Origin of the sequence: Egicoccus sp. AB-alg6-2 (genome assembly GCF_041821025.1) — a bacterium.
Lineage (GTDB): Bacteria > Actinomycetota > Nitriliruptoria > Nitriliruptorales > Nitriliruptoraceae > Egicoccus.
Map to the genome: position 1 here is coordinate 1 of NZ_JBGUAY010000014.1, position 11,532 is coordinate 11,532.

Below are 11,532 nucleotides of genomic sequence, written 5' to 3' on the forward strand. Positions count from 1 at the left end.
GTGACTTCAGGACCAGGCAGCCCGGATCTCGTCCATCGCCGCCTCGAACGTCCGTGACGGTCGGACGCCGAAGACCTCGGGCAGCCGGCCGGTCGCGTACGAACCGCGCCACGGTGCGGCGTCGCTCACCGCGGCGGTGGCCGGAGCCTCCGGCAGGAACTCGCGCAGCGCGGCCAGGTACGCACCGAAGGTCGTGTGGCCGCCGACGACGTTGACGGTCGCCTGCGCGTCGTGGTCGAGCGCGACGAGAACCGCCTCGACCAGGTCGTCGACGTGCACCCACCCGAAGGTCGTCTCGGGTGGGACCGCGTGCATCTCGCCGTCGCGGTACCGCTGCGGCATCCGGGTACCCCAGGTCGACGTGGGCCCGGCGCCCAGCACGGCGGGCGGCCGCAGGACCGCCACCGACAGACCCTGGGTGCGCCCCCGGTCCACCTCGGCCTCGGCTTCGGCCTTGGTGAGCGCGTACGGAGCTGCCGCACTGCTCGTCTTCGCTGCCTCGGTTTCCGCGACCGCCAGCGGTGCGTCCTCGGCGACCTCCGCGTCCCCGACCGCCTGCAGGTCGTAGACCGACGTGGTGGAGATGTGCACGAAGCGGCCGACCGCCGCGGTCCGCGCGGCCGCGACCAGCGACCGGGTGCCCAGCGTGTTGACCGCCCGCGCGGTGTCGAGGTCGGGGCCGGCAACGGCGGCGGCGTGCACGATGCCGTCCGCGCCCTGCATCGCCGCCCCCAGCCCGTCGGCGTCGTCGAGCGCGACGACCGGCTGCTCGACGCCGAGCCCGGCGAGTTCGTCGCTCGGGGTACGCACCAGCGCCACCACCTCGTCACCTCGGCGGCGCAGCGCTCCTGCGACGCGCCCGCCGACGAATCCGGTTGCCCCCGTCACCACGACCCGTGCCATCTCCGCACTCCTGTCCACGCCGGTACGACGGCCGGACGGTACCGGCCGTCGCGTGTGCCGCCCCTGGCGAGGCGTCCTAGTCTGGAAGTGGATGCGAATCTGCCGGTCGAAGCGGCAGGTCCGCGACGAAACGCTTCCGTTCCCGTTCCTGGAGATCTGATGGAGATGCAATACCGCCGCCTGGGCACGTCCGGCATCAAGGTCAGCACGCTGTCGTTCGGTTCCTGGGTCACGTTCAAGAACCAGGTCGACGTCGACCGTGCCATCGAGTGCCTGGACGCGGCCAAGCAGGCCGGGGTGAACTTCTTCGACAACGCCGAGGCGTACGCAGGCGGTGAGTCCGAGCGGATCATGGGCAAGGCGATCAAGGAACTCGGCTGGGCGCGCCACGAGTACCTGGTGTCGTCGAAGTTCTTCTGGGGTCTGCACCAGGGCCCCAACACCAAGAACACCCTCAACCGCAAGTACCTGCTCGAGGCCATCGAGGCGTCGCTCGATCGCTTCGACCTCGACTACCTCGACCTCATCTACTGCCACCGCGCGGACCCCGAGACCCCGATCGAGGAGACGGTCCGCGCGATGTCGGACGCGATCGAGCGCGGTTGGGCGATGTACTGGGGCACCTCGGAGTGGACGGCCGACGAGATCCGTGCCGCCTGGGACGTCGCCGACCGCCATGGCTGGCACAAGCCGGTCATGGAGCAGCCGCAGTACAACCTGTTCCACCGCGAGCGGGTCGAGAAGGAGTACGCCCGCCTCTACGAGGACATCGGTCTCGGCACGACGATCTGGTCGCCGCTCGCGTCCGGGCTGCTCACCGGCAAGTACCTCGACGGCATTCCCGAGGGCAGCCGGGGCGCGCTGGAGGGCTTCGGCTGGCTGGCCGAGCGGCTCACCGACGCCGAGCAGAACGCGATGGTGCGCGAACTCAAGGAGGTCGCCGACGACCTCGACTGCTCGCTGGCGCAGCTCGCGATCGCCTGGTGTGCCAACAACCCCAACGTCTCCACCGTCATCACGGGCGCGTCACGCGTCGAGCAGGTGCACGAGAACCTCGTCGCCCTTGAGGTCCTGCCGAAGCTGACCGACGACGTCCTCGCCCGCATCGACGAGATCACCGTTCCCTGACCGCTACCAGCCCCGCTCGAGCGGGCGGCCCTCGGCGTACCCGGACCGCGTCTGGACGCCGACGACCGCCCGCTCGGCGAACGCGGGTACGTCGCGGGCACCGGCATAGGTGAACGCGCTGCGGACGCCGGCGACGATGGTGTCCACGAGGTCCTCGACCCCGGGCCGGTGCGGGTCGAGGTACAGGTGCCCGGAGCTGATGCCCTCCTCGAACAGGGCCTTGCGCGCCCGGTCGAACGCACCTTCACCCTCGGTCCGCTGCTTGACGGCACGGGCCGACGCCATGCCGAACGAGAGCTTGAACGGCCGGCCGTCGGCGTCGTGCTCGAGGTCGCCCGGGGACTCGTGCGTGCCGGCGAACCAGGACCCGACCATGACATTGGACGCACCGGCGGCCAGCGCCAGCGCCACGTCACGCGGATGGCGGACGCCGCCGTCCGCCCACACGTGTGCGTCGAGACGTGCGGCCTCGCGCGCACAGGCCAGCACCGCGGAGAACTGGGGCCGGCCGACACCGGTCATCATGCGGGTCGTGCACATCGCTCCGGGCCCGACGCCGACCTTGCAGATGTCGGCACCGGCGGCGATGAGGTCGGCGACGCCACGTTCGGTCACCACGTTGCCGGCGACGACCGGGACCTGCGGCTCGAGGCCGCGCACGGCCCGGAGCGCGTCGGTCATGCGTGCCTGATGGCCGTGGGCGGTGTCGAGCACCAGCGCGTCGACGCCCATCTTCAGCAGCCGGGCGGCCTTGTCGCCGGCGTCGCCGCTCACCCCGACGGCGGCAGCGATGCGCAGTCGGCCGTCGCCGTCGAGGTTGGGGCGGTACAGGGTCGAGCGCAGCGCCCCGGTCCGCGTCAGCAGGCCGACCAGCTGACCGTCGTCGTCGACCACCGGCGCCAGTCGATGGCGCGCCTCGGCGAGACGGTCGAACGCGCTGCGCGCGTCGACGTGGTGCGACAGCGTCGTGAGCGACTCGCTCATGACGGCGCCGACCTGCGTGAAACGGTCGACGTCCTGGAGGTCGACCGGCGTGACGACCCCGACCGGCGCGCCCGCATCGACCACGACGATGGCACCGTGCGCCCGCTTGTTGATCAGCTGCAGGGCGTCGGCCACCGTGTCGGTGGGCCGGAGCGTGATCGGCGTCTCGAACACCGGATGGCGCGACTTCACCCAGGCGACGACGTCCTCGACGATCTCGAGCGGGATGTCCTGGGGCAGCACGGCGAGCCCGCCGCGACGCGCCAGGGTCTCGGCCATGCGGCGACCGGACACCGCCGTCATGTTCGCGGCCACCAACGGCACCGTGGTCCCGGTGCCGTCCACGCTGGCGAGGTCGACGTCGAGGCGCGAGGTGACGTCGGAGTGCCCGGGGACGAGGAACACGTCCTCGTAGGTCAGGTCGGTGGTCGGGTGGTGTCCGTCCAGGAAGCGCACCGTGTTCCCCCGGGTCGTCGGCGACCGCCCGACGATACCGCGCCGTGACCGGACCCCGACGGGGGACCCGCCGGGGGGAGTCGGCTGGGGACGCTCGGCCAGACCACGGTGGGTGCGCCGCGGTGGGGGAGACGGTTGGCTGCGCCACCTCCGACGAACGGAACGTGCCGGTGCTCATCGTGTTCGGCGTGGCGCTCGCACTGTTCGTCCTGCGCGACGCCATCCGCACCACCATCAACCTGAGCGAGAAGACCGGCCCCATCGCGAGCCTGGTGCTCAGGGGTGGGCGTCGGGTCGCGCAGGTCCTGCCGCGCCGGTTGACGCGGACGGCCGGGTTGGCGATCACGGTCGCGGTCGTGCTGTCCTGGACGCTCGGGCTGTGGATCGCCTGGACGATCGCGCTGTCCGATCCCGCGACCGGCGTCGTGGTGAGCGGCCAGGACCGGCCGCTCGGGCTGCTCGACACCTTCTACGTGGCCGGTTTCTCGATCTTCACCCTGGGCACGGGCGACCTCGAGGTCACCAACACCACGGGCCGGCTCGTGACCGTCTTCGCCGCCGGCACGGGGTTGTTCACCGTGACGCTCGAGGTCACCTATCTGCTGTCGTTGACGTCCGCGGCGGCCCACGAGCGAAGCACGGCGCGACAGACCTATGCGTTGGGTCATGACGCGGCCCAGATCGTCGCCCGCTCCTTCGACGGCCACACCTTCCGGCAGGTCGAACCACTGCTGCAGCAACTGGCGCGCGACCTGTCCACGCTCGCCGAGCAGCACCGCACCTTCCCGGTACTGCACGACGTGCTGCCGAGCACGCGTGCCCTTGCGCTCGGACCGTCGCTGCTGGCGTTGTCGGACGCGGTGGACGCCATGCACTTCGCGGTGCCGGAGGAGTGCGCCATCAACCGCCTGACCTACCAGCAGTTGACGGAGTCGATCGACGGCGTGCTGGCCGGTCTGCCGCCTGGCAGCGACCCTCCGGCCCCACCGGATCCTCCCGCGGCCACCGAGATGCTGCAACGGGCCGGCTGCCACCAGGCGCGTCCCGTTCCCGACAACGAGGCCATCGCGAAGCGACGGCGCGGGCTGTACGGGCTCGCGGCCGAAGAGGGGTGGCGGGGCGCGGCGGACGAGGCGATCAACCTCGGGTGACCGGGCCGGGTCACGGCCGGGGTGCGCTGGACCCTTCGCGTCGGCGCTCGCGCCAGCGACGCCAGGACCGGCGGGCGGTGCGCACCAGCAGGAGCGCGACGACGGTGCCGACGACCAGCAGGACGGCGACCACGACCAGCGCGGCGACCGGGTTGGTGACCGCGAGCCACACGACGCCCGCCACGATGCCGTCCTCGCCCAGGCTGATGGCGCTGTTGGTGAACGGCTCGGGCGAGGTGTTCACCGCCGCGCGCGTGGTGGCCTTGGCGAGGTGGCTCATGGTCGCGAGACCGCCGGCGGCGGCCGCGGAGCCGACCTGTTCCCAGGCCGTCGCGTCGCCCGTGAGCAGCCATGCCACGCCGACCGCGCCGAGCGGGCGGATGGCGGTGTGGACGACGTCCCAGAGATCGTCGACGTAGGGGATCTTGTCGACCACGAACTCGACCAGGAACAGCAGCCCGGCGATCGTGAGCACGTCCGTTCGGAGAAAGACCTCCGGGACGTCGGCCACGCCGTAACGACCGAAGAGTCCCAGCAGGGCGACGACGGCGTACAGGTTGAGCCCCGACGCGTACCCGACGCCGGCCACCAACCCCGCCAGGCCCTCCACCGGTCAGCCCACCCGCGTGTGGCGACGGAGCAGCCGTCGCGCGGTCGGTGCCGGCAGCAGCGATCCCAGGGCCTCCGCGTCCAACCTTCCGGCCGCGAGCAGGGCCGCGGCGACCCGGGCGCGGTCGCCCTGGCGGCTGAAGCGCTCGACCACCTCGGCGCCGTCGATCTCGGCCAGCGCGCCGGCGGCGAGGAGCCGGTCTGCGGCCCGACGCCGCTGCCAGCCGTCGGGGAAGGCCCCGAGCACGTCGAGCACGCGGTCGCCCTGCCGCTCGCGAACCGCGTGCTCGCCGATGGCACGCAGGCGGCGCAACGGATGGTCACCGACGGGTGGGGACGGTTCGTCGGCGGCCGGTCGTCGCGATCGTCCCGGGTCGGTCAGCGGGTCCGGGGTCGGCGGCCCGGGCTCGGGGAGCGGCTCCGGTGGGGGAAGCGGCTCCGGCGTCGGCAGTGGCTCCGGCGTCGGCAGTGGCTCCGGCGTGGGGAGCGGGTCCGGGGTGGGCAGCGGCTCGGACGGGGGGAGGGGTCCAGGGCCCGGTTCGGGCACGGGCGTCGAAGCGCGGTCGGGTCGCTGCGCGGTCGGCTGCCTCGTCGCCGCCGTGGTGCGCTCGGCGGCATCAGCGCCCGGTGGCGGGGCCGGCGGGGGGACGGGCGGCAGGTCGTGGTCGGCGCGACGGTCGAGCTCGGTGACGACCGCCTGGGTCGTGTCCGCATCCAGATTGAGCAACCGTTCCACCGTACGGTCGAGTTCGGCGGGACCGACGGCGCCCGGCAGGTGCGGATCGAGCTGGCGCAGGGCGCGGGCGGCGCCGTGGTCCCCGAGCGCCCGGCCGAGTGCACGACGCTCGTCGGGGGACAGGCTGCGCAGCATCCCCGCCCCCTGCGCGACGGTGCGGGCGCGGTCCATCCGCCCGCCCGAGCCCTGCCACCGCTGCAGCAGGGCCGCGAAGTCCTCGAGCGGCATGGTCGTCGCCCCCTCAGGCGTCCGCGTCGCGGTTGCCGCCCAGACGGCTCAGCAGCGCCTTGAGGTCCAGGCCGGTCAGGTCCGAGCCGATCTGGATGCCCTGTTCGACGTTGCTGGCGACGTTGCGGGTCAGGTCCGAGGCGCCATCGGTGGAGATGACCGTCAAGCGGTCGATCGCGCTGATCGGTTCGCTGGCCGCGCTGACGAGATCGGGCAGGATCGAGGTGAGCAGGTCGATGACCGCGGCGTCGCCGTAGTGGCTGAACGCCTCGGCGTTCTTGCGCCGCGCCTCGGCCTCGGCCTCACCGCGCGCAAGGATCGCGGCCGCCTCGGCGCGCCCTTCGAGCTCGACCGCCTCGGCCATGCGGGCACGACGTGCCTTCTCGGCGTCGGCGTCGAAGATGGCCGAGTTCTTGCGTGCCTCGGCCTCCTGCTCGATCCGGTAGCGCTCGGCGTCGGCGGGCTTGCGCACCTCGGCGTCGAGCTGGCGGTCGCGCAGCTGGGCCTCCTGCTCGGCGACCAGCTGCTGCTCCTGGATCACCTCGCGGTTACGGGCCGCCTCACGCAGCGGGCCGGCGGCAGCCGCCTGTGCCTGCGCCTCGTCGATCTCGGCCTTGATCTCGGCCTGCTTGAGCTCGAGTTGCCGCTGCTGGATGGCGACGGCCTCTTCGGCGCGCAGGCGCTCCTCCTCGGCGGCCTGGTTGGCGCGTGCCTCGGCGATCTTGGCGGTCTGCTCGACCCGGGCCGCCTCGGGACGCCCGAGGTCGGTGAGGTACTCACCCTCGGCCTGGATGTCCTGCAACTGGAACGTGTCGAGGGTGAGCCCCTGGTTGGTCAACGAGGTCTCGGCCTCCTCGGCCACCGCGGACGCGAACGTCGCACGGTCCTTGATGATCTCCTCGATCGTGAGGCGACCCACGATCGCGCGCAGGGAGCCGGCGAGCACCTCGGTGGTGAAGGTGTCGACCTCGCGCTGCTGGGTCAGGAAGCGCTGCGAGGCGGCCCGGATCGCGTCCTCGTTCCCGCCGACCTTGACGACCGCGACCCCGTCGAGGTCGCACTTGATGCCCTGGCTGGACACGGCACCGCGGATGCTGACCGAGATCCGGCGGCTGGAGAGGTCCATGACGTGGAGTCGTTGGACGAAGGGCAGCACGAACACGCTGGCCCCCATGACCACCTTCTGCCCGCTCATGTCGTGCGAGACCTCGCCCGTCTCCGGGTTCTTGACCGGCGAGCCCTTGCGCCCCGTGATGATGTAGGCCTCGTTCGGGCCGGCCACCTTGATCCGGTTGACGATCAGGTACGCGACGAGGATCAGCAGGACGACCACACCGATGATGGCGGCCACCAGCGGTGAGTTGAAGATGAAGTCGAGCATCGCAGCCCCTTGGACGACGGGTGTGGCGTTGTGGATCGCGGATCGCGTGCCGGCTCAGTCGCTGGCGACCGGTTCGACCTGCACCGCGGAGGACGAGAGCACCGCCGTCACCCGCACGGGTGAGCCGGCGGGGATGGAGGTCAGGGCGCGGGCGTTGTACTTGTTCTGGCTGCCGTGGTGGCGGATCGTGACCTCGCCGAACCCCTGCTCGGGGATGGTGGTGATCACGATCCCGGGCGCGCCGGTGAGTCCCGTGGTCGTCACGGTCTCGTCGGTGGGCATGTTGAGCAGTGACCGCATCATCACCAGCGCGATCCCGCCCACGACGATGCCGCTGCCCAGCCCCCCGAGCGCCCCGATGGCCGCACCGGCGTCCGTGGTGTAGATGATCAGGGCGGCACCGAATCCGAAGCTGGCGAGGAAGGAACCGAGCACCGGGCCCGAGAACATCCCGCCGCCCGCGTCGAAGTCGAACAACCCCTCGAACACCTCGCCCAGGACGAGCGACAGCAGCACCAGCGCCAGCCCCACGGCGCCGATCACGATGAACGGCGTCACCGTCTCCCCTCTGAGCAGGAACTCCAGCATGGCGGGGACCCTAGTCACCCCGACGATGCCGATGCGCGGTGGACGGCGTCTGCGCGGGGGAGCGGCCGGTCAGGGGCCGACGCGCAGCAGCCGGTCGTCCTCGTCGGTGGGCGAGCCGCGGCCGTCCCGGTTCGAGGTCAGCAGCCACACCGAACCGTCCGGGGCCACCCGCGCGGTGCGCAGGCGCCCGAACTCGCCGACGTGCAGTTCCTCGGCCGCCGTCACCGTCGCGCCGTCCAGGGTCAGACGCCACAAGCGTTCACCCCGCAGACCGGTGACCAGCAGGTCCCCCTCCCACTGCGGGATGGCGCCTCCGTCGACGACGGCGGCTCCCGACCACGACGCCTCGGCCGGCTGGGCCACGAACGCGGCGTCGACGAGCCCGTCCACGCCCGGAGCGCCGGTCACCTCGGGCCAGCCGTAGTCCTGGCCCGCCTCGATCAGGTTGATCTCGTCGTCGACGTCCGGCCCGAGTTCCGCCGCCCAAAGCCGGCCCTCGGGATCGAACGCGAGGCCCTGGACGTTGCGGTGCCCGAGCGTCCACACGGGGGAGCCGTCGAAGGGATTGTCCGCGGGGACCTGCCCGTCACGGGCGACCCGCAGAATCTTGCCGGCCAGGGCGTCGAGGTCGGCCGCCGACGCGGCGTTCCCGGCGTCACCCGTGCCGACATACAGCTGCTCGTCGGGTCCGATGGCCAGGCGCCCGCCGTTGTGGGTCGGGCCCTTCGGGATGCCGGTCAGCAGCGGCTGCTCCTCGCCGCCGTCGACGTCGTCGAGTCGCACGACGCGGTTGCCGTCGTCGGCGGTGTAGTAGACGAACAGCGACACGTCGTCGCTGGCCAGGCCGAGCAGCCCCCCCTCACCGGTGGCGTCCACCGGGAAGCGGCGCACCTCCGTGTGGTCGCCGTCACCGCTGATCTCCAGCAGTCGGCCGGTGTCACGTTCGGTCACGAGCACCCGGCCTGCGTGGTCGACCACGTCCCAGGGCGCCTCGAGGCCGGTGACGACGGTGCGGACCTGCAGGTCCACCGGCTCGGTCCCGGTGGCCTCCGGCGGGTCTTCCGTCCCCGCTGCCTCGTCGTCGGGCTCGGCGTCGTCGGGTTCGCCGCCGTCGTCGGGCTGCGTCGGGGGATCGGCTTCGCCCGTCGGGTCCGGCTCCGCCGGGGTCGAAGTCGGGTCGCTGGCGGGAGGGTCGTCGCCCGCGTCGCAGGCCCCCGTGACCAGCAGCAGCGCCACCAGGGTCGCCGTGATCCGCCGGTGTGCCCGCATGCCGTCCCCCCGTGGTGGTCGTACTAGGTCAGCAGGTCCCCGGCGACGTCGAGCCACAGCTGGGTCGACAGGCCGAGCGAGTCCACGTCGATGCGTTCGTCGTGCCCGTGGAAACGGGACTGGAACTCCTGCAGGGAGGCCTTCGCGCTGAACAGCCCGGCGCCGTAGCTCGGGACGCCCCGGTCGCGGAAGAACGCCGCGTCGGTTCCGCCCACGATCATCCAGGGCAGGACTTCGGCCCCCGGATGTGCGGCCCTGGCGCGCCGCTCGAGGGTGTCCCACATCGGGGTGCCGACCGGCGAGGCCGACGCCGGCCGCTCCTGCACGACCGGCGAGAGTTCGACCCGGTCCCACAGGTCCCCGAGCGCCTCGGCCAGCATGGCGTCGACCTCGGCCCCGGTCACGCCGGGCAGCGTGCGGATGTCGACCTCGAGTTCGACCCGGTCGGGGATGATGTTGGTCTTGTCGCCGCCGCGAATCACGTTGGGACTGAACGTGGTGTGCGTCATGGCGTGGCAGTAGCGCGCCAGCTTGGGATCCATGCCCGCGAGCGCGTCTCGTAGCCGTCCCGGGTCGAGCAGGGCGTCGCGCTGCTCGTCCGGGAGTGCCATCGCCTCGACCAGGCCCTGCCACAACTCGCCGACGACCGCTTTCGGCGAGTACGCCTGCAGGCGGCGCACCACCTCGGCGGCCAGAAGCAACGCATTGTCGGCGCCATAGGGCATCGACCCGTGGCCCGGAGTGCCACGCACGGTGATCCGGCGCCAGCCGATGCCCTTCTCCGCCACCGTCATGACGATCTTGGTCCCCGACGGCATCGGGGCGGGGATGCCACCGTTCTCGGTCAGCACGTAGTCGCAGGCGACGTCCTCCCAGGCGTTGGCGGCGATCCAGTCGGCGCCCCAGGTCCCGCCCGCTTCCTCGTCGGCCACGCCGAGGTACTTGATCGTCCCCCGCAGCGGGGTACCGCGGCGGTGCAGTTCGCGTACCGCGACCGCCATGGACGCGGTGAGGTTGAGCATGTCGACGGCGCCTCGGCCCCAGACCTCGCCGTCGATGAGCTCGCCACCGAAGGGGTCCTCGCGCCACTCGTCCGCCGACACGGGCACGACGTCGGTGTGCCCCATCAACAGCACGGTCGGTGCCGCCGGGTCGGTGCCGGGCAGGGTGGCGAGCACGCTGCGACGACCGTCGACGGGCTCGTAGTGCGTGAGCTCGAGCCCGTCGAGGTAGTCGGTGAGCAGGTCGGCGTTGCGGCCCTCCTCACCGGAGGTCGGCGTACCGTCGTTGACGCACGCGTTGCGGATCATCTGCTGCAACAGTTCGACCGTCTGGGCGGTGAGAGCAGGGTCGACGTGCGTCACGGGCGGCCTTGTCGCTCGACGGGAGAACGAGACTAGAGGTCGGTCCCGCCGCCGGCTGTGGGTGCGCTGCCGCCGCGCCCGTCACCGACCGGTGACGGCTTCCAGGCCCCAGCTGACGATCGAGATCACCAGGGCACCGAGGAAGGTCCACCCGAAGCCGTCGCTGGTGAGCCCGAGATCGAGGGCGTTCGACAACGCGATCACGATCGCCAGCGCGATCGCGTTGACGACGAGCAGGAACAGCCCGAGGGTGAGGATGACCAGCGGCAGCGAGAGGATGGACAGGATCGGCTTGACGACGACGTTGACGATGCCGAGCAGCAACGCGATGCCGAGCAACGCCAGCCAGGTCCCGGTGAACTCCAGGCCCTCGAGCAGCATGACGGCGACCCACAGCGCCGCGGCGTTGATGAGGATCTTCAAGAGCGCGCCCACGCGCCTTCCCTTCGTCGTCTCCGCCGGTGCGAGCGAACGCCGCCGGTGTGCGGGCGAACGCTAGCTGTAGTTCCTCGCAACGTTGTTCACAGAGTGAGAGCCTCCCGGCTCATCCGGCGAAGAACGAGCTAACGGGAGGCTCTCGTGGAGCATCGTAGGGCGAAGCTTTCGTTCGAAGGTCGACGGCTGCTGATCGAGCGGATCCGGTTCTCAGGCTGGCCCGTGGCCCGCGCGGCCGTGGCCCAGGGTGTCTCTCGTGCGACCGCGCACAAGTGGCTACGCCGCTACGACGAGGAAGGG

12 protein-coding genes are annotated in these 11,532 nt (G+C 71.8%); 3 read left to right on the forward strand and 9 right to left on the reverse strand.

All coding sequences use genetic code 11. The features are described from left to right. Positions 1-6: 6 nt before the first annotated feature. Positions 7-903, reverse strand: coding sequence for an NAD-dependent epimerase/dehydratase family protein (locus ACERMF_RS17590; RefSeq protein ID WP_373670457.1), 897 nt, complete (start codon positions 901-903; stop codon positions 7-9). Between the two features lie 165 nt (positions 904-1,068). On the opposite strand from ACERMF_RS17590, the gene ACERMF_RS17595 reads away from it, so the two are divergent. Then, positions 1,069-2,031, forward strand: coding sequence for a potassium channel beta subunit family protein (locus ACERMF_RS17595; RefSeq protein WP_373670467.1), 963 nt, complete (start codon positions 1,069-1,071; stop codon positions 2,029-2,031). Positions 2,032-2,034: 3 nt separating this feature from the next. Here the strand turns inward: ACERMF_RS17595 and ACERMF_RS17600 are convergent, their stop codons facing one another. After that, a complete protein-coding gene (locus ACERMF_RS17600; RefSeq protein WP_373670458.1) occupies positions 2,035-3,471 on the reverse strand; it encodes a GuaB1 family IMP dehydrogenase-related protein in 1,437 nt (478 codons plus the stop codon). Positions 3,472-3,635: 164 nt separating this feature from the next. On the opposite strand from ACERMF_RS17600, the gene ACERMF_RS17605 reads away from it, so the two are divergent. Then, entirely contained in the window at positions 3,636-4,622 is a 987-nt protein-coding gene (locus ACERMF_RS17605) for a hypothetical protein (RefSeq protein WP_373670459.1), read from the forward strand. Between the two features lie 10 nt (positions 4,623-4,632). Here ACERMF_RS17605 and ACERMF_RS17610 read toward each other — a convergent pair whose 3' ends face one another. From ACERMF_RS17610 to ACERMF_RS17640, 7 genes are all read right to left on the reverse strand, one after another. Beyond that, positions 4,633-5,232, reverse strand: a complete 600-nt coding sequence (locus tag ACERMF_RS17610) for a DUF4126 domain-containing protein (protein ID WP_373670460.1) — start codon at positions 5,230-5,232, stop codon at positions 4,633-4,635. 3 nt (positions 5,233-5,235) lie between these two features. Continuing rightward, positions 5,236-6,195 carry a hypothetical protein gene (locus ACERMF_RS17615; protein ID WP_373670461.1) on the reverse strand — a complete coding sequence of 320 codons (960 nt, stop codon included), beginning with the start codon at positions 6,193-6,195 and terminating at the stop codon, positions 5,236-5,238. A 13-nt stretch (positions 6,196-6,208) separates the two neighbouring features. After that, positions 6,209-7,576 carry a flotillin family protein gene (locus tag ACERMF_RS17620; RefSeq protein ID WP_373670462.1) on the reverse strand — a complete coding sequence of 456 codons (1,368 nt, stop codon included), beginning with the start codon at positions 7,574-7,576 and terminating at the stop codon, positions 6,209-6,211. Between the two features lie 54 nt (positions 7,577-7,630). Continuing rightward, positions 7,631-8,164 carry an NfeD family protein gene (locus ACERMF_RS17625; protein ID WP_373670463.1) on the reverse strand — a complete coding sequence of 178 codons (534 nt, stop codon included), beginning with the start codon at positions 8,162-8,164 and terminating at the stop codon, positions 7,631-7,633. A 69-nt stretch (positions 8,165-8,233) separates the two neighbouring features. Next, positions 8,234-9,433 (reverse strand): sorbosone dehydrogenase family protein, encoded by a 1,200-nt coding sequence (locus tag ACERMF_RS17630; RefSeq protein ID WP_373670464.1) that lies wholly within the window; start codon positions 9,431-9,433, stop codon positions 8,234-8,236. Between the two features lie 23 nt (positions 9,434-9,456). Further along, positions 9,457-10,797 (reverse strand): M20/M25/M40 family metallo-hydrolase, encoded by a 1,341-nt coding sequence (locus ACERMF_RS17635; RefSeq protein WP_373670465.1) that lies wholly within the window; start codon positions 10,795-10,797, stop codon positions 9,457-9,459. A gap of 81 nt (positions 10,798-10,878) precedes the next feature. Next, positions 10,879-11,232 carry a phage holin family protein gene (locus ACERMF_RS17640; RefSeq protein WP_373670466.1) on the reverse strand — a complete coding sequence of 118 codons (354 nt, stop codon included), beginning with the start codon at positions 11,230-11,232 and terminating at the stop codon, positions 10,879-10,881. A 144-nt stretch (positions 11,233-11,376) separates the two neighbouring features. Here ACERMF_RS17640 and ACERMF_RS17645 point away from each other — a divergent pair. After that, on the forward strand, positions 11,377-11,532 hold a 156-nt coding region (locus ACERMF_RS17645; RefSeq protein ID WP_373670468.1), incomplete at its 3' end, for a leucine zipper domain-containing protein.